The following is a 20,622-nucleotide window of genomic DNA, read 5'->3' as shown; positions in this document are numbered from 1 at the left end:
AAATTATTTTTTTAGCCAGTGCTTTAATATTACATTTATACTTCTCTCCATTTCACTAGAAAATTCTTGACCAAACTTTCTACCATATAAAAATTGACCAAAATTTTCAGCATTGTATTTATTAGGTTTAGAAATTTTATTTTCATAAAGTTCATACATAGTCTTAAAATCATCTTTATTTAAATCTTGATAATGTTCAGAGTGAATAATGTATTTTTTATCAAATCGAGGTGTAACTTTTTTAGGATAATCATCTGGATAGTAGCCAAGACAAAGCATTGAGATAGGAAATGTCCAATCAGGCAAATTAAAATGTTTTTTATGGATTTCATAATTTTCAATGATATCACCTATATAACAAGAGCCTATATTTAAAGACTCTGCAGCAATAACTGTATTTTGAGCAGCTATAAAAGCATCACCAGCAGCTAAAAATAGACTTGATAAATTTGGAGTTTTAAATTTTACATTGGTTTTATTGCAATAATCTTTGATATTACAGCTTTCAAAGTAATTATAAAGTCTATGCATATCTGCTAAGAATATTAATATTACTGGGGCAGTAGCTATAAAGGGTTGGTTATCACAAGTTTTGCTTAACAATTCTTTTGTTCTAGCATCCTTAACTACTATTATAGAATACATCATCATATTCCCAGCAGTAGGAGCTCTCATAGCGCTTTCCAAAATTAAATTTAAATGATTTTCTTCAATTTCGACATTTTTATATTTTCGCAAAGAAGTTCTGTTAAAGATTGAATTTAATGTAGAATTATGCATAATATCCTCCTTATTTTGAAGTGAAAAATTTACGGAATTTGAATTTAAGTAATAATATCATAAAATTCCAAATATTTCAACTTACAATATAATGTATTAAATGAAAAAATATAGAAATGGTATAAAAATTGGTATATTATTGTATAAAAAGATAAAGTTTAAAGTTATTATATGAGGGGATATTATATGAAATGTTATAATTTGAAAAAAAATGAATGTTATATTAAATTTTTAATTATTTCTATTTTATTTTATACTTATTTAACGTCTGACGCATTAGCTATAGGAAATCAGCTGAATTTTGAAAGAATTACTAATGAAGATGGACTTTCACAAAATACTATAAGATCAGTTATACAGGATAAAAAAGGATATATGTGGATAGGCACTAATGAAGGGTTAAACATATATGATGGCAATAAATTTGAAATTGTTAAATATAATAAATTTAAGGATAAAGGTTTATCATCTTCTAATATTTTATGTATCACACAAGATAATAAAGAAAATATTTGGATAGGAACAAAAAATGGACTTAATAGATTCGATACTAAAACCAATAAGGTTCAAATATATAAATCTAATGATTGTGATGAAAATAGTATATCTAATAATAGTATAAGAGCATTAATGGTAGATTCTAAAAATAGATTATGGGTAGGAACTGAATACGGATTAAATATATATAATTATGATGACGATAATTTTCTAAGGCTTTGTAAAAGCGATTCTGATATAAAGTTAACAGATAATAGAATTACTGCTATAGAAGAAGATAATAAAGGGAATATATGGGTGGGAACAAAGGATGGATTAAATTGTATTAACAAAGATTTGAGTAATATAGATACTTGTTTTCAGGGAGGAAATTCATACAATTTAACAGATAATAGCATTACAAGTTTGTGCGTAGAAAATGACAATCTATGGGTGGGAACGTTAAAAGGTGGAATTAATAAATTAAATTTAAAAACAAAAGAAAATATTATTTATAACAATGAAAAAAAAGAAATATTAAGTAATACTATTACAAAATTAAAAATAGTAAATTGTAATGAAGAAAATAAAATGTTTATTGGCACTCATAATGGATTAAATATATATGATTTAAAAACTGAAAAAATTATAGAATGTAAAAATAGCACATGTGATTTAAAAAGTTTATCAAGTAATGTAGTTATAGATATATATCAAGACAGAACAGGACTTATATGGATTGGAACTGCAGATGGAATGAATTTATATAATTCAAAAAGTTTTTTTAAACAATATAAAAAGACTGAAGATGAAAATTCTATAAGCAGCAATATAATAAGTGGAATTTATGAAGATAATGATGAATTGCTTTGGGTAGGAACTATGAATAATGGAATTAATTGTATTGATAGAAAAAATAGAAATCAAGTTATATATAAAGAAGATAAAAATGAGTATGTATGGTCTGTAGTTGGTAATGAGAATGATGAAATATACTGGAATACATCTCATTATATAAAAAAATTTGATAAAAGTAATGGAACGAGTACTACTTTGGATTTACCTATATTTTCTCCAAGAATATTATATTTTGATAAAGAAGGTTATCTTTGGATTGGTGGTAGAAATGAATTAATAGCTATATCTCCAGATGGTGAGGTCATAGATTATAAATTCATTCTAGAAAGTACTATTGGAAAATTAGATAAAGTTATTTTAACAATACATCAAGATAAAAATGGAGAAATGTGGTTTGGTGGAAATATTGGTCTTGTAAGATATAATAAAGAAACTAATAAAATAAAAAATTATTATTATGAAGAAAATACTTGTGATGGGTTAATAAGTAATAGAATAAGCTGTATTAATAGTGATAGTAAAGGTACTATATTAATTGGCAGTGATTATGGAATTAATATGTTAGATCCTAAAACAGAAAAATTTACTCAAGGTGATGAAAGTTCTGGATTACCAAGCAATTATGTATATGGAATATTAGTAGATGAAAAAGATAATCCTTGGATAAGTACTAATCAAGGAATATGTAAGTTAGAGATTGATAATCAATCAATAATTATATTTGATATTTTTGATGGATTACAAGGAAAAGAGTTTAATTTATTATCTTATTTTAAAAATAAAAATGGAGAAATGTTTTTTGGTGGTAATAATGGATTTAATGTATTCAGTCCTAGTAAATTTAAAGAGGAAGATATTAGTACAGACGTAGTTATAAAAGATATATCTATTAATGATAAAGAAATAGTTGATTATGAGGACTTAAGTTTAAAACATTATGAAAATAGCTTTAGTATAAATTTCTTTCTTCCTGATTATAGAAATTTAGGAAATAGAGCATTTTTATATAGACTAAAAGGATTAGATAAGGAATGGAATTTTGGATTAAACTTGAATAATATAAGTTATACCCAGATTCCACCAGGTGATTATACTTTTGAAATATGTTCACAAAATTGTATTGGTCAGTGGAGTAGTCCTAAGAAAGTAAATATTAATATTCAAACGCCACCATGGAGAACACCTTTTGCCTATTTAATTTATATTATTATAGTATCTATGATTATATTATTTTTGTGGAATGAGTTTAAAGTTTTAGAGTCCTTAGTAAAACAAAAGACTAGTGAATTAAATAAAGAGTTACATGAAAATGAAAATTTATATAAAAAAATTATTAAGCAAGAAAAAAATAAAAATAATTATTTCGTTAATTTATCACATGAACTTAGAACTCCACTAAATGTTATTCTAAGTAGTCTTCAACTTATAGATAAATTGAATGAAGAAAAAAGTTGTATTCCAAAGGAAAAAATAGTATATTATGTAAAGGTTATGAATAAAAATTCCAATAGATTATTAAAGCTTATAAATAATATAATAGATACGTCCAAAATTGAATCAGGAACGTACGAAGTAAAATTTGAAAATGTGGATATTGTTTATTTAGTTGAAGAAGTTGCTCTTTCAATGAAGGATTTAATAGAGAATAAAGGAATAGAACTTATAATAGATCCTGAAATGGAGGAGAAAATGATAGAATGTGCACCAGTAGAAATAGAAAGGTGTATTATAAATTTAATAGGAAATGCAGTTAAGTTTACAGATAAAGGTGGAAAAATAGAGGTTAAATTGTTTGATTTAGGACAGCAAGTGAAAATATCGGTAAAAGATACGGGAATAGGTATTGATTGTAAATATCATGATGTAATATTTAATAGATTTTCACAAGCTTATAAAAAGTCTACAGAAGAATATGGTGGAAGTGGACTGGGTCTTACGGTTACAAGACAATTAATTTTGTTACATGAGGGTGATATAGAATTAATTAGCAAAGTTGGAGAGGGGAGTGAGTTCGTTATAACACTTCCTGTCTATAGAAATACCCATGTAGAAAGTTTAAATTACTCATAATAAACTAGATTTATTCTTGAAAAAATTTTAGGATAAAAAATTAATTAGGAGATGATGTTGTTTTAATAATATATTAAAATTTAAAACGGCATTATCTTTTTATTTAATATAATTTAAAAAATTATTAAATTTTATTAGTAAAAGTACAAGTATATGTAATAAAAATACTATAATATAATTATAAAGTTTGTAATAGAATGTTGATTTGAATATTCAAATACTTAGATAGAGTAATTTTATTAAAAGGAGTTTGATATGAAAGAAAAAATTATAATGATTTTTATATTTTTAATTATATTTTGTATAAAAAGTTATTCTGTTTATGGAGTAACAGAAATCCATAAATTAAATTTTGAAAATATAACAGTAGATGATGGTTTATCTCAATCATCAGTGAATGTAATATTTCAAGATAGTGAGGGATATATTTGGATAGGAACAGATGACGGACTAAATAGATATGATGGACATCAGTTTTATGTATATAGATATGATGAAGAAAATATAAGTATAAATTCCAATTGTATATCTGATATATTTGAAGATGCAGAAGGATATCTATGGATAGGTACTTCGCGAGGGATAAATAAAATAAGTAAAGATGGTAAAGTTTTAGAAACATATAATGCATACAGTGATTTATCACATTATAAGATTATTGATATAATGGAAGATAGTAATGAGAGAATATGGGTGGCTACAGAGAATGGGCTGAATATAATAGATAAAAAATCTAAAAAAGTAGATAAATTTTTTAATGAAATAAATAATAGTAACTCGTTAAGTAGTGATTTTATAACTAGTATATGTGAGGATATAAATGGTGATGTATGGATAGGAACTAATAATGGATTAAACAAGTTTGAAGTTAAAAATAACAAACTTATAAGATATGATAATGATTTAGTAAATGGTACATATATAACTAAAGTGTACAACGATAATGAAAAAATTTTTATAGGAACAAAAGAAAATGGATTATTTGAATTAAATATAAAAACTAATAAAATGAGCAAATACAATTATGAGGATTTAAATGGGAACATAAGTAGTATATTTAAAGATGATTCAGGAAATATGTGGATTGGCAGTGATAATGGATTAATAAACATTAAAGATAATAATTTTATAACTTATAAAAATAGTTATTATGATAGTCAAAGTTTAGTGAGTGATAATGTGTTATCAATTACCCAAGACAAATCCGGATTAATATGGGTAGGAACCTATGGAGGAATTAGCATTTTTAATCCTAATAAGTTATTTACACATTATAAAAGGATTCCTATGATAGAGGAGACTTTAAGTTCAGATCAAGTTTCTGGGATATACGAGGATGATGAGGGATTAATTTGGTTAGGTACCAAAAATGATGGATTGAATGTTTTAGATAGGTACAATAATTCTATTAAAGTGTTTAAAAAAGATGATATAAAATCCATAAGTGACAATCAAATATGGCAAATTACAGGTAAAGGTAACGAGATATGGATAGCTACATCTAATGGATTAAATAAATTTAATAAAAATACTGGAGAATTTACTAGTTACTATCATGAGGAGAATGAAAATAGTCTAATAAATAATGATGTTAGATCACTTTTTATTGATAATAAAGGAATCCTTTGGATTGGGACAACAAATGGAGTATGCACATTAGATTCAAATGGGAATTTTAAAGACTACTCATACATATTTAATGATAATAATATAATGGACAAGTCTATAACGTCAATATATGAAGATGAATATGGGGATATATGGTTTGGGACGTCTATAGATGGAGGAATAGTAAAATATAATAGGGATACGGAGGAAGTTAAAAACTATATTCATATAAAAGGTGAATCGAATACAATAAGTTTTAATGCTATAAAATGCATAACTGGAGATGGCATGGGTAATTTATGGATTGCAACTAGTTACGGAATAAATAAATTTAACATAAAAAATGAAAAATTTATAACGTATAATGATAAAAATGGTCTTTCAAATAATTTTACATATGGAATTTTAATTGATGATGATAAGAATCCTTGGATAAGTACAAACAATGGAATTTGTAAATATAATATTGAAAGAGATAGCTTTACAGTTTTTGATATAACAGATGGATTACAGAATAAAGAATTTAATACATATTCTTATTTTAAAAGTAAAAATGGTGAGATGTTTTTTGGAGGGACAAGTGGATTTAATAGCTTTTATCCAAAGAATATAAATAAGCCTGATTATACTGCAAAGGTTAAAATTGAAAGTTTAAAATTTAATACAAAAGATATAAATATAACAAAAAATATTGAATTAAAATACGATGAGAACTATTTAAATTTTGAGTTTTTTTTACCTGACTTTAAAAACACTGCACAAACAACATATTATTACAAATTGCAAGGTCTAGACGATGATTGGATAGATTCAGAAAATAGAAACTATGCAAAGTATACAAATATTCCACCAGGAAACTATAAGTTTTTAGTTACAGCAAGAAGTTCAAATGGTAATTGGAGTAATCCTACAGAACTTAATATAAAAATATTGAATCCACCTTGGAAGTCTGGATGGGCCTATCTAATATATTTGTTGGTAATTTTACTAATTATATATATAGCATGGAATTATGTGAAAATTTTAGAATCCATAATATTTGAGAGAACTCATCAACTTAATATTAAATTTGCAGAGAATGAAGAATTATATAAACAAGTTATTGAAGTTGAAAAATATAAAAACAACTATTTCGTTAATTTATCTCATGAACTAAGAACACCCTTAAATTTAATTTTATCATCAGTACAATTAATAACTAATTTTAATCAGTCTAGTGAGGGAATAAGTAGAAATAAATTAGAGGAATATATGTCAGTTTTACAAAGAAATTCTAAAAGGTTATTAAGGCTTATAAATAATATAATAGATACTTCAAGAATAGAAGCTGGAGAATATAAGTTACATATAGCAAAAGTAGATATTATTTATATAGTTGAGGAACTAGCACTTTCAATGAAAAATTTTGTAGAAAATAATGGTATAGAATTAATTATAGATCCAGAGATAGAAGAATTTGAAATTGAATGTGATGTAGATACAATAGAGAGGTGTTTAATTAATTTAATTGGAAATGCAGTGAAATTTACTGAAAAAGGTGGAAAGATAGAAGTTATTGTTTGGACTGATAGTTATAAAGTATATATAGATATTAAAGATACTGGTATAGGAATAGATAAAAAATATCATGAAAGTATATTTAATAGATTTTCTCAGACCTACAGCAAAAGCACGGAAGAACATGGTGGAAGTGGTCTTGGATTGACTGTAACTAAACAAATAATAGAACTTCATAATGGAGAAATAAAAGTTGAAAGTGAATTAGGTAAGGGGAGTAAATTCACATTAATATTACCAATAAATCAAACAAAAAAACATTGACATTAGTTGTCAATGTTTTTGTTTTACAGTTTATTGGCTTTCTTTTTTTTATCGTAATTTGAATATAAGATTAATGCAACTACTGTAAATATTAATGGTCCTGCTAAACTGAATATTGAAGTGACATAGTCATTATTAATAGCAGGTTCTATTATAGAAAATATATTTGCAAAGCCAACAGTAGCTGTAACAATTATAGTTAATATTAAAGATACTGATTTACTTTTAAACATTACAAATGGCTTTTTAATTTCATCTTTTCTTTTAAATGATATAAAAGCACCTGCTAAGAACATATAAGGTATAGTCATTGCAACATTTGTCATAGCTATTAATATATCAAAGAATTTAGTAGCGGCATCTCCTCCGAAAGATACTAATGCAATTATTACAATTACAACAACGGCTTGAACCTTCATTGCAGTTACAGGTATTCCATTTTCAACTTTAGATATTTTATCGTTGAATAATCCTTTTGGAGAACCTTCTATTAATTGTTTTACTGGTGCATATGTCATAGTAAAAAATGCTCCAAATAATGCAAGTAACATGGAAAGTCCAACAAACCTAGCAATCCAGTTACCAATTGATATTGATACTGCTTCACTAGCACCAAATGTTGTTCCAAGAGTATATCCTAGGTTATTCATTACTATGTAACCAACATTGGCTTTATTAACTACATCAGAAGATAATGTTTTATCCCAATTAGTGAATATTCCTATACAAAATAGGCCAACAGCATAACCAACAGCTATAACTATAGCTGAAAAAGTTAAACCTTTTGGAAAGTTTTTTTCAGCATTTTCTGTCTCATCAACAAGACCACCAACAACTTCTATTCCACCAAATGCAAAAATTGCAAAAACTAAGAATGACAGAATAGATATAGGGCTAGTATAAGCTGGATTTGGTGAAGAAATAAATGATGAAAGTGAATCTATTGGTTGAGCAAGTTTTCCACCATTGCCTATTAATACAATTATAGCTCCACCTATAAGTAAAATATTAAGTAATGCAACAGCAGTACCACCTATAGAAGTAACTTTTTTTATTTTATCTAACCCCTTTGTAGATATAAAAGTTATAAGTATTATTAATAAAATTCCTAAAATTCCAAGTGTTTTAGGAGAGCTCAATCCAAATATAGTCCAAGTTGAAGTCTTATCAACTCCAGAAATAGCTGTAGAAAGTGGAATCCAAATAGTAGACGATATATTAACCATCCAAATTATTGCTGATGTGTACCACATAAAAGTTCCAACAAAAGCATATCTAGGTCCTACTGATTTTTCCATCCAAGAAAAAATACCACCTTTTTCATTTTTAAATGCTGCTCCATATTCTGCTATCATAAATGCAAATGGAATAAAAAATATTAAAGATGAAATTATGTAGAATGGTATAGCACCATATCCCATTAAGTAAAATGATCTTGGCATATTATTAAAGCCATAAACTGAAGTAAATATCATTAATATTAGTGCAGTTAAAGATAATTTTTTATTATTATTATTTGATGACATTTTATTTCCTCCTTTACAAAGTTTACAATTTGTTAATAATTTAGTGGCTACAAGATTATATTATACGGGTTTTGTCGAAAAAAACAAGATAAAAATTTAAAAAATTTTGAACATATATTAAATATAGATGATTTATACAGTTTGAAAAAAATTTGTTAAAAAATTATTGTTAATGGTATTATGTGTATTGGTTAAAAAGTAAATACATTTATAGGGTTCCAAGTTGACTTTTAAAATTATCCATTCCAAAACCTGGATACCTAAAATAGTGAGACATGCTCCGAATCATTTAGAATTCAATGCTGAATCTTGTATGAAAATATTTTAAAGTTATTGAATAAATTTAAATTGGAGCTTGTTTCCCTATAGTTATTCCAAAGTTGTAAGTTACAAATAACTTAAAGTTTTTAATGTATATTAAAAAAATTTAATTTAAACCGTTATAGTTACATTTAAAAATAGATATTTATGGTAAAATTAATTTATTGGAATATTTAGAAAAAAGGGGGAGCAAAGATGAATGAAAAAGAACTTTTAAAAAAGTTATGTGAAAGTCATGGTCCTAGTGGAAGAGAGCATTGGTTATTTGATACTATAAAATGTGCTTTTGAAAATTATGGAGAAGTTACAAAAGATAATCTTAATAATGTAATTATAAAGAAAAAAGGTAAGGGCAAAGGAAAGATAATGTTAATGGCCCACGCTGATGAAATATTTATGGTTGTAACTAAAATAGATAAAAATGGATTTTTGCAATTTGAAGAAAATGGATTTGATCCTAAGGTTTTAGTCTCTCAAGAAGTTATCATACATGGTAAAGAAAAAATCTTAGGAATCATAGGAGTGAAACCACCACATCTATTTAATGATGAAGATAGAAAAAAAGCAATTAAAGTAGAAGATTTAAGAATAGATACAGGATATAGTGAAGAATTATTAAGAGAAAAAATAAGTGTAGGAGATTTTGTAACTATAAAAAGAAATTTTATAGAACTTTTAAATGATAATGTTTCTGGGAAAGCATTAGATGATAGAGCATGTATTGGAATACTTTATTCTTGTGCAAAGGAACTTGAAAATATAAATCATGACCTAGATGTGTATTTTGTATGTTCATCACAAGAAGAAGTAGGGCATAGAGGTGCCAAAACAGCTACTTATGGAATAAAACCAGATATAGGAATAGCTATTGATGTTGGGTTTGATAATAGTTTTTTAGGAGATGAAGATTCTAATACAGCTTTAGGAGATGGGCCAATGATATCTGTAGGACCTAATATTCACCCGAAACTTAGGAGATATACTATTGATATAGCTAAAGAATATAACATACCTTATGGGGTAGAAGTATGTCCTGGAGCTACAGGTACAGATGCTTGGGATATACAAATTTCAGCAGATGGAGTACCAACGTTACTGTTTTCATTGGCACAGAGATACATGCATACTTCAGTTGAGGTGGTAAATATAAATGATATTAAGAATGCAGGAAGGTTATTAGCTAAAGTTATAGAAAAAACAAAATATGAAGATTTGGAGGGGATTTTATGTTTCTAGCAAAGGAGCTTGAAAAAGGAGGTTTATTAGATAAGCTAACTTCTGCTCATGGGCCTACAGGTTATGAAGGTGAAGTAAGAAATATAATAAAGAAAGAAATAGAAAATTATGTAGATGATGTAAAAGTCGATAAAATGGGAAATATAGTTGCTCATAAAAAAGGTAATGGTCCTAAAATTATGATTGCAGCACATATGGACGAAGTTGGATTTATAATTACAGGATATAATAAGGATGGTACTTTAAAGTTTAGAGGCTTAGGTGGGGTAAATCAGTTAGCTATCCCATCCAAACCAGTTTTAATAGGTGAAAAAAAATTAAAAGGTGTTATAGGGGCGAAAGCTATACATCTACAAAATGCTGAAGAGAGAAAAAAGCCATTTAACTATTCAAATTGTTGTATAGATATAGGGGCAAAATCAAAAGATGAAGCAATGCAGAAAGTTGAATATGGAGAATATGCAGTCTTTGATACAGAATATGATAGCTTTGGAGAAAATCTTATAAAAGGTAAAGCTTTTGACGATAGGATAGGATGTCTAGTAATTATGGAAATATTAAAAGAAAAATATAATTGTGATTTATATGGGGTTTTTAATGTACAAGAGGAAGTAGGATCTAGAGGCGCAAATATATCTGCATTTAATGTGCAACCAGATTTGGCTATTGTTCTAGAAGGAACTATATGTGCAGATATGCCCAACATACCAGATAATAAAAAAGCAACTGAAGTTAATAAGGGACCTGCAATTTCAATAATGGACAAAAAAAGTATTTTTAGCAATGATATGGTAGATGAAATAATTAAGTGCTGTGATGAAAATAAAATTCCATATCAAAGAAGATCTTCAATAGCAGGTGGAAATGATGCAGGTGTAATTCACACAGTGGGAAATGGAACTTCAAAAATAGCTGCAATTTCCGTACCTTGTAGATATATTCATTCTTCAATATCAGTTGCATCACAGAAGGACTATTTAAATACAGTAAAATTGTTAAATTACTATTTAAAGAAGTTTTAATATATACTGATTTACATTTAAATATTAAAGGTTTAATTCGATATAATAAAAATATATGAAATGGAGTGTATTGGTATGGATATATTATTAAATAAATTGGTAAAAGCTTTTGGAACTAGTGGACATGAAAAAAATATTAGGTTAGCAATAATAGAAGAATTAGAAAAATTACCAGTAAAATATGAAGTAGATAAAATGGATAATGTAATAGTTACCATTGGTAAAAAAAATAGTGATAAGGATATGATGATAGTTTCTCATATGGATTCAGTAGGTCTTATAGTAAATTTTATAGATGAAAAAGGACATTTATCAGTAGATCAAATAGGTAACTTTGAAGTAAAGGATTTTGTGAATAATTTAGTAGTTTTTGAAAATGGAACAGTTGGTAGAGTTTGCTGTGAAAAAGATGAGATTAAAATAGAAGATATTTATATAGATTTATTTGTAGATGAGAAAGAAGAAGCTTTGAAAAAAGTAAAAGAAGGTGATGTTGCTGTGTTATATGGTAACATAACTGAAATAGAAGATAATATAATAGGATATAATTTAAATAATAAAATAGGATGCTATTCTATGATAAAAGCGTTACAATATATATGTAAACATAACTTAGAGTTAAATAGTTTGGAGAAAAAAGTGCATTTTGTATTTTCTACTCAAAAGCAATTAGGGGGAAGAGGTGCAAGAGCAGCAGCATTTAAACTAGAACCAAATTATTGTTTAGCAATTGATAGTGAAAACACATCAGATAACTTTAAAATTGGACAAGGCATTGGTATACATGTAGTTGATAAGAATTTAATAGTTCATCATGAAATGAAAGAACTATTAGAAAATGTTTGCAAAGATGATGAAATTAAAAGTCAGTATGTTTTTAGTAAAGTAGGGACAGATGGTGGTATGATACACAAGGAATTATGTGGAATTAAAACAGGTGCAATATCATTACCTGTAAATTATAAAAATACACTTAATGAAATAATAAGTGTTAATGATATTGAACTTTTAACAAAAGTTATAATAAAAACTATAACAATCCACAACTAAAATTAATTTAAAGTTAGATTATAATTAAAAAATATGGTTAAGGTATGAAATGCAAAATTATTATTAAATAATTTGTTTTTCCACCTTAACTTTTAATTGCGGAATAAATTTTAAATTTATTTTAATATATAAAAACTTATTAAGAAAGGAACATAAGAAATGAGATTAAAAAAAATAGTTATAGCTATGGCTATAGTAGGAAGCATTTTATTAATTGGATGCGGAAATTCATCAAATAAAATATCCACTGTAGATACAAAGGAAAAAAAGGTAGTTAAGGTAGTTGTACCAGATGGATTACCTTCAATTACTATGGCAAAAATAATGAAAGAAAATCCTAACTTTGATGAAACTGTTGATGTAGAGTATTCAATAGAAAAAGGAACAGATGGATTGACATCTAAAGTTTTATCAGGAGAGGCGGATGTTGCTATTGTACCATCAAACTTAGCAGCACAGGCATATAATAAGGGATTGGGATATAAACTTGCTGCAACAGGTGGATTTGGATCTTTTTCTTTAATTGGAAATGAAGATATAAAAACTGTTGAAGATTTAAAAGGTAAAACTGTAACTACTATAGGAAAAGGGATGACACCAGATATAGTTTTAAAAGCTATATTAAAGGAAAAAGGTATAGATGCAGAAAATGATATAACTTTAAATTATTTAGGTGGAGCAACAGAATTAGCACCTACATTCTTAAGTGGAAAATGTGAAGTAGCTCAAATACCAGAACCAATGTTAACAAAAGTTTTATCTCAAAAGACAACTTCTAATATAATTATAGATTTAAATGAAGAGTGGAAAACAACTTTTAAAACAGATAATGGTTATCCGCAAAGCAGCTTAATAGTTAAAGAAAATCTCATAAATGATAAAGGTGACTTTGTTAATAAATTTATAAAGGGATATAAAGAAAGTATAGAATTTGCAAATAATAACACTGATACATTAGGAAACTACTGTGAGGAACTTGGAATATCAGTAGATAAAACTATTCTAAAAGATGCTATACAAAGATCAAATTTAAAATTTGTAGAAGCTAAAGATTCTAAAAAAGATTATGAAAAATATTATGAAATACTAATGGAATCTAACGGTAAAGTTATTGGCGGTAAAATTCCAGATGAAAAAATATATTATGAAGAATAAAAAATTAGTAGCATTAGGAGCAATGTTTTTCCTAATGCTATGGTTTTTATTATATAAAGTTATAGATAATAAATTATTGTTGCCTTCACCATTTCAAGTATTTATAGAAGTAAAGTATATAATTACAGAGAAAACTTTTATACATGTAATTTTAGGAACTCTAAAAAGGTCATTTTGGTCATTTTTTATAGCATTAAGTTTTGCTATTGTTTTATCTGTTTTTTCAATTTTAAACCAAGTTATATATAATTTTTTAATACCTTTGATAGAGCTTTTTAAAGCTATACCTACAATGACAATAGTGATTTTAGCATTGGTATGGTTAAACAATGATAAGGCTCCAATTCTTATGGGTGCTTTAGCAGTTTTTCCAATACTATATGAAGGACTGTTAAAAAATATTATTAGTACTGATAAAAAGATAATACATATGTTAGATGTGTATAATGTACAAAAGATAGATGTTGTTAGGTATGTATACATACCTAAAATTTTTGAAGGGTTAGGTAAGATATTTTCATCGACTTTAGGATTAACTTTTAAAATCGTTGTAGGTGGAGAAATTTTAGCAGCCCCAAATAACTCAATAGGTAGTGAAATACAGTTGCAAAAGGTGTATTTAAATACAACCGGTGTCTTTGCATGGATAGTAATTATTGTAATTTTAACAATAATAGTGGACTATATAATAAGCTCATTTGGAAAATTTAGAGGTAAGAAATCATGGATGAAATTTTAGTTGAAAAGATTAATAAAAGTTTTGGAGAGTTGAAAATTTTAAAAGATATATCAATGAAGTGTGAAAAAGAAAAAGTTACTTGTATATTAGGCCCATCAGGATGTGGAAAAAGTACTTTGTTAAATATAATAACTAAAAATATAAAGGATTATGAAGGCAATGTAAGTGGATATAAAAAAGATGATGTTTCCTTTGTTTTTCAAGAAGATAGGCTATTAGAATGGTTAAATATATATGATAATTTAAAACTAGTATTTAAATCAAAATATAAAGGCATAGAATTAAAAAATAAAATTTTGGAATCATTGAATAGTGTAGGAATGGAAAAATATAAAGAATTTTATCCTAAAGAGTTAAGTGGAGGAATGAGACAAAGAATTAGTATAATACGAGCTTTCTTTTATGGAGGTGGGCTGTTAATTATGGATGAACCATTTAAATCTTTAGATATAAAAAATAAAAGAGTCTTAATAGAGGATTTTAAAACTTTAAGAAATAAAAATAAAAATACAGTTATATTTGTAACTCATGATATAGAAGAAGCTATTGAATTATCTGACAAAATATATGTACTTTCAGATAAACCAACAAAAGTTAAAAAAGAATTTATAAATGTAAATATTAATATTTATAATGAATTAAAAGATATATTAATAAATTAAAAATCATTTTAAGTAAGTGTATAAAAATTAACTCGTTAACTTATAATATTTATAAGAATTAGTGGTTAGTTGAGAATATATGAATTACCATTAATCATTAACAAAAGACTTAGAAAATATTATAGGAGGGATTTTTATGACTAAATTAAGTTGTTCAGCTTCAAATTGTGCAAACAATAATAAAAAATATTGCTGTATAAGTTCAATAGATGTTACAGGAAATAGTGCAGTAAATTCAGAGGAAACTTGTTGTAGTAGTTTTAGAGAAAAAAATGATGCATTTACTAACTGTACTACAGAGCCTAATCCAAGTGTCAATATAGCATGTAAAGCTGAAAATTGTATCCACAATAGTGATAAAAAATGTTATGCTGAGAGTATACATATAGCAGGACAATCTGCATATAATGATGTAGAAACTGAATGCTCAACTTTTAGTTGCGGATATTAATTAAAATAGAATAGTGAGAAGTTGTAAACAAATTGATAATTTAAGTTCTTTTAATATATATAATTTAGGTAATATATTTACAATTATAGAATACAAATATATAATATTTATATAACTTAAAAATATGTTATCTTTGTATGTATATATTATATAATTAAAAAAATAATATTTATAGAAGTATAGTTATATTTGGTTTTATGCAAACAACACTCTCTTAATAGAGAGTGTTTTTTTAGTTTAATTTAATACTATATTATAAATTTAACTATTATTTAGCAGAATAATAACATCTCTTAGGAGATTCTATTTTCTCATCTGTTTTCAATTTTTTTATTGCTTTATCTATATCTTTTTTATCTACATTTAGTTTTTCTGCAATTTCTCCAGCCTTCATAGCGCCGTTTTCCTTTAATGTTTCTAAAATTTTATCTAAAATATCCATTCTAATACCTCCAAACAATAATGATTATTATATAATACGAATTATAACATAAATAAATAATAATACAATAGCCAATATAGACAAATTTAAGAAATAGGATGTAATATAAGTGTATAGAGTTCCAGATTAAATTTTAAACTTATAAATTTATCAAATGATAAAATTTAAGATTAACATCATACTAATAGTTGACAGCTTATTTTAGTTAAGAGTTGTGAGACTTTACTAAACTTTTAACTAACTATAGTTATATTGATTTTTTCTTAATTGATAACAAAAAATTGATGTATAACTTTAAATAGAAGCTTGTTTGTCTATAAAAGTATTAGATTCTAGTTTTAAGGGGGATAGTTATGGAAGGAAAGATACAGATAGAAGATAAAAAATGTGTTTTATGTGGAAAATGTGCAGCTGTATGTAATGTAAATGCAATCACAAGAGAAGGAAAGAGAATGATTTATGATGAAGAGAAGTGCGTAAGCTGTGGTAGATGCGTAAAAGCGTGTGGTTTCTTAGCTATAAGCTATTGTTAAATAAAAAAGCAAAAGGGGGATACCCCTTTTGCTTTTTAGCCTTTAGACATATCATAGTTACCTTTACTATTAAACTCTTTTTCAAAAGCTTCATCTGCGTAAGGTTTAAAGTTAGCAGCTAATTTATCAATTTTATCAATAAACTCTTTATCCTTAATCATAATTTCGGCACTAGGATGCGTAGGCTTTGCTCCAGTAAATTTTACTATTTCTCTTATCTGAGCTGGATTGTCTACCATAGGACAAGGAAGTAGTAAGTTTTTATTGTAAGGATGTCTTTTTCTAAGTTCCTTAAAGTAATCACATTTTAATGCTTCAAGCAAAGGTTTGTTTTTTACATTTTCTGTTGCAAAGTGAGAGAATATACATGGTTCAAGATCCTCTTTAGAATTAATATGACAATAATATTTTCCAGCTATGCAACCACCAACATAAGGTGCATCATTAAAAAAGTCTATAGGGAAAAGTTTCATTTCTTTTCTTATTTCACGAGTTCTTTTTCCTAGTGTCAGTCTCTCAGTTGGAGAAAGCATATAGTTAATATCTTGAACAGGATTATCACCTACAGGCATAAACATAAAATACCAAAGCATTCTAGCACCTTTTTCATATAACATATCAATAAATTGGTTTGAAATAACTGTATTAATGTTATTATTTCCAGTAGCTACTGAAGCTCCAAAAGGAACACCTTTTTCATTTAATAAGTCCATTCCTTTCATAACAGAGTTAAAAATGCCATCACCGCGTCTTGTATCCGTTTCTTTTTTAAATCCTTCCACAGAAAGCATAGGCATGACATTACCTAAAGATTGAAGTTTATCTACTAAAGGCTCATCGAATAACGTACCATTAGTAAAAGGCATAAAGTATATGTCATTATATTTTTTATAGATATCTAACATGTATTCATTGAAAAAAGGTTCTCCACCTAAAACTATAATATAATAAATTCCTAAATCGCGTGCTTCCTTAACTAGTCTGTCTACTTCCTCATACGGAATATCATCTTTTTTACAGTAATTTGCGGCATAACAACCAGTACAATGAAGATTACATCTCATGGATGGACTTATAAGTAAGGTAAATGGAATTTTTATATCATTATCTGTTCCTATTTTTTCTCTTTTGCTAACCCCATACCATAGAGCATTTCCAAGCATATTTTTAAAGAATTTTTTCAAACAATTTTTATCTGTATTTTTTAATATATTTTTGACGTATTCTTGGATATTTGGAGAATTCGAATATTGAACATAAACATCTTCTACTATTTTGAGGCTATACTCATCTTTAATTGATTTTCTAAGTAGTGAAAATATTCTTTCAACATTAGATTCTGGATTTTTATCTAAAAGTTCTAATACTGTAGAAATTATTCTTTCTTTTGTTTTTTTTTCGAAATTATCTTTAAAATTCATAACTATACCCCCTATGAATAAAAAAGTGAATAAATATGTTTAATTTAAGAATATAACTAATAATATGCAACACACATATAAAAAATTAGTATTTTAGGAACACAAAATAAAAAATATTTTTTGTAATCCTATGACTAGGTTCTATATGTAATTAATTTAAGGTTAAATTATAGAGACTTATTGATAATTACGAAAAATATATTAAGTTGGCTAATTTAATTTTCATAATATATTATTTTATAAAAAATATATTAAATAATTTACATATATATTACTGAGAAATTAAAATTTAATATTAAATAAAATTTTTTTACATTTATATGGGATTCTAACCTAGAATTTAAATTTATACTTTAATTAAATAAAAAACTATTATCTTTATATTATACTACAAATATAGTAGTTATAATGTTAATATAATAAATATAATTAAGTTTATTAAGCATATTTAATTTAATTATAGATTAAATTTTTTATAAACATAATTTTAATATTTATAAATTTTGGAGGGAAAATATGACTAATAATGAAACTTTAAAGGCTATAAAAAATAGAAGGAGCATAAGAAAATTTAAAGAAAATCAAATAACTAAAGAAGAATTAAATGCAATAATACAATCAGCGATATATGCACCTACAGGTCATAATGACCAACCATGGCATTTTACAGTAATACAAAATAAAGAGGTTTTAAATAAAATTAGTGAAGTAGCTAATGAGTCTATGAAAAATTCAGAAATAGGATGGATTTCAAAATTAGGATCTAAAAATAGACCTCTTTTTTATAATGCACCTACAGTAGTAATAGTTTCTGGTAAAGAGGGTGCATATTCACCACTTACAGACTGTAGTGCAGCTATACAAAATATGCTTATAGCAGCAGAAAGCTTAAATATAGGTTCATTATGGAATGGATTAGTTTCATACTTCTTTGAAAATAAAGAAGAAGCTAAAATTTTAAATTTAAAAGAAGGTTATAAACCATATTATGCGGTAGCACTAGGTTATAAGGATTGTGAACAACCAGTAGCACCAGAAAGAAATGAAGACGTATTTACTTATATATTATAGTAAATGTAAGTTTGACATAAAATTAAATAAGTTTTAGATAAAGTTAAGTTCTCTAATTTTGAATTAGAGAACTTAACTTTAATATAATAAATTATTATATTTATTATACAAATTGTATTTTTTATCAGTTTTTAAAGGGAAATTTTTTTGGTGATTTAAAACTAAATTCTTATCTATGTCTGCTACTAATAAAAGTTCGGAGTTCTCAATAGAAATAATTTCTTTTCCAAAAGGATCAATTATACAAGAAGAACCATTATAATTTAAGAAAGGGTCAGCTCCAGTTCTATTTATACCAGCTATATAACACTGATTTTCTATTGCACGAGCTCTAAGAAGTAATTTGAAATCATCAATTCTGTCTATGGGCCAATTAGAAGCTACCGTTATTAAATCAGCTTTTCTAGAGGCAATTTGAAATATTTCTGGAAATCTTAAATCATAACATATAAAGGTTGAAAAAGTAATATCTTTAATAGAGCTGAAAACTATAGATGAACCAGAAATAAAATATTTATCTTCATTAGAAAATGAAAATGGATGTATCTTAGTGTAATTAGAAATAATATTATTTTTATAAACTACTATATATTTATTTTTACCTAATAAAGTATTTTCATGAAAGCATTTTTTTATATAGCCAAAACCAATGGCTATATCATATTCATTTGATATTAATTTGATTTTATCTATAGTAAAGTCGTCATCTTCACCTAAATTTTCTACATTAAATGAGAAACCAGTAAAGGACATTTCAGGAAAAAGAATTAAATCAACATTTTTATTTTTTGCTTCTAATATGAATTTTTTAGCAATGTTAATATTATATATTTTATCTTCCCATTTAATATTTGTTTGAGCTAATGCTAATTTCATAATATATTTTCACCTCACAAAATACATATTTATAAATTTTTAAATAATTCACATAATTTTAATTAAATACATTTTTTACCAATGATTAAAATAATGTTATAATATTAATTATAAATATTATAGTACACATATACTTTAAAAATTACATTGAAGATTATATATTAAAAATTTAAATTAAAGTATGTTATAGGGAAACAAGCTCAAATTTAAATTTATTCACTAACTTTAAAATATTTTTATATAAAATGTAGTGTTGAATTCTAAGTGATTTGGAGCATGTCTCACTATTTTAGGTATCCAAGTTTTGGAATGGATAATTTTAAAAGTCAACTTGGAACCCCGTAGGCGTAAGGCTAAGCCTAAAAATTCTAAATTTATAGTGTTAAAAAGTAATAATGAAAAATTTAAAATGCTAGTCTGTGAAAATTTCAAAGAAACTCTAAATAGATTTTTATCTGATTTTTATGACTACCCGGAGAAGCGACGTCCTTGTCTGGTGCACC

16 protein-coding genes are annotated in these 20,622 nt (G+C 25.9%); 11 read left to right on the top strand and 5 right to left on the bottom strand.

Annotation, left to right across the window (positions count from 1 at the left end; translation table 11 throughout):
• Nucleotides 1-3: 3 nt before the first annotated feature.
• A complete protein-coding gene (locus ACYUE0_RS04080; protein WP_460269584.1) occupies nucleotides 4-780 on the bottom strand; it encodes a nitroreductase family protein in 777 nt (258 codons plus the stop codon).
• Nucleotides 781-966: 186 nt separating this feature from the next.
• Between ACYUE0_RS04080 and ACYUE0_RS04075 the strand changes: the two genes are divergently transcribed.
• Together ACYUE0_RS04075 and ACYUE0_RS04070 are read left to right on the top strand one after the other, a co-directional pair.
• Nucleotides 967-4,185 carry a ligand-binding sensor domain-containing protein gene (locus tag ACYUE0_RS04075; RefSeq protein ID WP_460269583.1) on the top strand — a complete coding sequence of 1,073 codons (3,219 nt, stop codon included), beginning with the start codon at nucleotides 967-969 and terminating at the stop codon, nucleotides 4,183-4,185.
• A 255-nt stretch (nucleotides 4,186-4,440) separates the two neighbouring features.
• A complete protein-coding gene (locus ACYUE0_RS04070) occupies nucleotides 4,441-7,614 on the top strand; it encodes a ligand-binding sensor domain-containing protein (protein WP_460269582.1) in 3,174 nt (1,057 codons plus the stop codon).
• Between the two features lie 23 nt (nucleotides 7,615-7,637).
• On the opposite strand, the gene yjeM is transcribed toward ACYUE0_RS04070, so the two are convergent.
• Nucleotides 7,638-9,140: a glutamate/gamma-aminobutyrate family transporter YjeM gene (gene yjeM, locus ACYUE0_RS04065; RefSeq protein ID WP_460269581.1), complete on the bottom strand. Its 1,503-nt coding sequence runs from the start codon at nucleotides 9,138-9,140 to the stop codon at nucleotides 7,638-7,640.
• A gap of 516 nt (nucleotides 9,141-9,656) precedes the next feature.
• Between yjeM and ACYUE0_RS04060 the strand changes: the two genes are divergently transcribed.
• The 7 genes from ACYUE0_RS04060 to ACYUE0_RS04030 all read left to right on the top strand — a co-directional run bounded on the left by ACYUE0_RS04060 (nucleotide 9,657) and on the right by ACYUE0_RS04030 (nucleotide 15,776).
• On the top strand, nucleotides 9,657-10,697 hold the full coding sequence (locus ACYUE0_RS04060) for a M42 family metallopeptidase (RefSeq protein ID WP_460269580.1): 1,041 nt from the start codon (nucleotides 9,657-9,659) through the stop codon (nucleotides 10,695-10,697).
• Nucleotides 10,688-11,719: a M42 family metallopeptidase gene (locus ACYUE0_RS04055; protein ID WP_460269579.1), complete on the top strand. Its 1,032-nt coding sequence runs from the start codon at nucleotides 10,688-10,690 to the stop codon at nucleotides 11,717-11,719. Before ACYUE0_RS04060 ends, ACYUE0_RS04055 begins: the two co-directional genes overlap by 10 nt.
• Before the next feature lie 75 nt (nucleotides 11,720-11,794).
• Nucleotides 11,795-12,769: a M42 family peptidase gene (locus tag ACYUE0_RS04050; protein ID WP_460269578.1), complete on the top strand. Its 975-nt coding sequence runs from the start codon at nucleotides 11,795-11,797 to the stop codon at nucleotides 12,767-12,769.
• 159 nt (nucleotides 12,770-12,928) lie between these two features.
• Nucleotides 12,929-13,924 (top strand): ABC transporter substrate-binding protein, encoded by a 996-nt coding sequence (locus tag ACYUE0_RS04045; protein WP_460269577.1) that lies wholly within the window; start codon nucleotides 12,929-12,931, stop codon nucleotides 13,922-13,924.
• Nucleotides 13,899-14,663, top strand: a complete 765-nt coding sequence (locus ACYUE0_RS04040; RefSeq protein ID WP_460269576.1) for an ABC transporter permease — start codon at nucleotides 13,899-13,901, stop codon at nucleotides 14,661-14,663. Before ACYUE0_RS04045 ends, ACYUE0_RS04040 begins: the two co-directional genes overlap by 26 nt.
• Nucleotides 14,648-15,325: an ABC transporter ATP-binding protein gene (locus ACYUE0_RS04035; RefSeq protein ID WP_199869592.1), complete on the top strand. Its 678-nt coding sequence runs from the start codon at nucleotides 14,648-14,650 to the stop codon at nucleotides 15,323-15,325. The genes ACYUE0_RS04040 and ACYUE0_RS04035 overlap by 16 nt, the downstream gene beginning before the upstream one ends.
• A gap of 136 nt (nucleotides 15,326-15,461) precedes the next feature.
• Nucleotides 15,462-15,776: a DUF1540 domain-containing protein gene (locus ACYUE0_RS04030; protein WP_199869591.1), complete on the top strand. Its 315-nt coding sequence runs from the start codon at nucleotides 15,462-15,464 to the stop codon at nucleotides 15,774-15,776.
• 268 nt (nucleotides 15,777-16,044) lie between these two features.
• Here the strand turns inward: ACYUE0_RS04030 and ACYUE0_RS04025 are convergent, their stop codons facing one another.
• A complete protein-coding gene (locus ACYUE0_RS04025; RefSeq protein ID WP_061996127.1) occupies nucleotides 16,045-16,218 on the bottom strand; it encodes an HTH domain-containing protein in 174 nt (57 codons plus the stop codon).
• 353 nt (nucleotides 16,219-16,571) lie between these two features.
• On the opposite strand from ACYUE0_RS04025, the gene ACYUE0_RS04020 reads away from it, so the two are divergent.
• Nucleotides 16,572-16,751, top strand: a complete 180-nt coding sequence (locus ACYUE0_RS04020) for a 4Fe-4S binding protein (RefSeq protein ID WP_061996126.1) — start codon at nucleotides 16,572-16,574, stop codon at nucleotides 16,749-16,751.
• Between the two features lie 35 nt (nucleotides 16,752-16,786).
• Here the strand turns inward: ACYUE0_RS04020 and ACYUE0_RS04015 are convergent, their stop codons facing one another.
• On the bottom strand, nucleotides 16,787-18,172 hold the full coding sequence (locus ACYUE0_RS04015) for a radical SAM protein (RefSeq protein ID WP_061996125.1): 1,386 nt from the start codon (nucleotides 18,170-18,172) through the stop codon (nucleotides 16,787-16,789).
• Nucleotides 18,173-18,688: 516 nt separating this feature from the next.
• Between ACYUE0_RS04015 and ACYUE0_RS04010 the strand changes: the two genes are divergently transcribed.
• The gene (locus tag ACYUE0_RS04010; protein WP_061996124.1) at nucleotides 18,689-19,243 is read left to right on the top strand and encodes a nitroreductase family protein; all 555 of its coding nucleotides are present in this window, start codon (nucleotides 18,689-18,691) and stop codon (nucleotides 19,241-19,243) included.
• Nucleotides 19,244-19,321: 78 nt separating this feature from the next.
• On the opposite strand, the gene ACYUE0_RS04005 is transcribed toward ACYUE0_RS04010, so the two are convergent.
• Nucleotides 19,322-20,119, bottom strand: a complete 798-nt coding sequence (locus ACYUE0_RS04005) for a nitrilase-related carbon-nitrogen hydrolase (RefSeq protein ID WP_460269575.1) — start codon at nucleotides 20,117-20,119, stop codon at nucleotides 19,322-19,324.
• Between the last annotated feature and the right edge of the window lie 503 nt (nucleotides 20,120-20,622).

It is taken from the genome of Clostridium sp. CTA-19, assembly GCF_054767855.1.
Note: the sequence above shows the minus strand (reverse complement) of the source record. Positions and strands in the feature narration are given on the sequence as shown.

What these genes read in the sequence shown, in the direction of transcription:
- ACYUE0_RS04050 (WP_460269578.1), top strand. Translation starts at nt 11,795, where the DNA reads ATGGATATATTATTAAATAAATTGGTAAAAGCTTTTGGAACTAGTGGA.
- ACYUE0_RS04045 (WP_460269577.1), top strand. Translation starts at nt 12,929, where the DNA reads ATGAGATTAAAAAAAATAGTTATAGCTATGGCTATAGTAGGAAGCATT.
- ACYUE0_RS04075 (WP_460269583.1), top strand. Translation starts at nt 967, where the DNA reads ATGAAATGTTATAATTTGAAAAAAAATGAATGTTATATTAAATTTTTA.
- ACYUE0_RS04070 (WP_460269582.1), top strand. Translation starts at nt 4,441, where the DNA reads ATGAAAGAAAAAATTATAATGATTTTTATATTTTTAATTATATTTTGT.
- ACYUE0_RS04025 (WP_061996127.1), bottom strand. Translation starts at nt 16,218, where the DNA reads ATGGATATTTTAGATAAAATTTTAGAAACATTAAAGGAAAACGGCGCT.
- ACYUE0_RS04020 (WP_061996126.1), top strand. Translation starts at nt 16,572, where the DNA reads ATGGAAGGAAAGATACAGATAGAAGATAAAAAATGTGTTTTATGTGGA.
- ACYUE0_RS04030 (WP_199869591.1), top strand. Translation starts at nt 15,462, where the DNA reads ATGACTAAATTAAGTTGTTCAGCTTCAAATTGTGCAAACAATAATAAA.
- ACYUE0_RS04005 (WP_460269575.1), bottom strand. Translation starts at nt 20,119, where the DNA reads ATGAAATTAGCATTAGCTCAAACAAATATTAAATGGGAAGATAAAATA.
- ACYUE0_RS04040 (WP_460269576.1), top strand. Translation starts at nt 13,899, where the DNA reads ATGAAAAAATATATTATGAAGAATAAAAAATTAGTAGCATTAGGAGCA.
- ACYUE0_RS04010 (WP_061996124.1), top strand. Translation starts at nt 18,689, where the DNA reads ATGACTAATAATGAAACTTTAAAGGCTATAAAAAATAGAAGGAGCATA.
- ACYUE0_RS04055 (WP_460269579.1), top strand. Translation starts at nt 10,688, where the DNA reads ATGTTTCTAGCAAAGGAGCTTGAAAAAGGAGGTTTATTAGATAAGCTA.
- ACYUE0_RS04060 (WP_460269580.1), top strand. Translation starts at nt 9,657, where the DNA reads ATGAATGAAAAAGAACTTTTAAAAAAGTTATGTGAAAGTCATGGTCCT.
- ACYUE0_RS04035 (WP_199869592.1), top strand. Translation starts at nt 14,648, where the DNA reads ATGGATGAAATTTTAGTTGAAAAGATTAATAAAAGTTTTGGAGAGTTG.
- yjeM (WP_460269581.1), bottom strand. Translation starts at nt 9,140, where the DNA reads ATGTCATCAAATAATAATAATAAAAAATTATCTTTAACTGCACTAATA.
- ACYUE0_RS04080 (WP_460269584.1), bottom strand. Translation starts at nt 780, where the DNA reads ATGCATAATTCTACATTAAATTCAATCTTTAACAGAACTTCTTTGCGA.
- ACYUE0_RS04015 (WP_061996125.1), bottom strand. Translation starts at nt 18,172, where the DNA reads ATGAATTTTAAAGATAATTTCGAAAAAAAAACAAAAGAAAGAATAATT.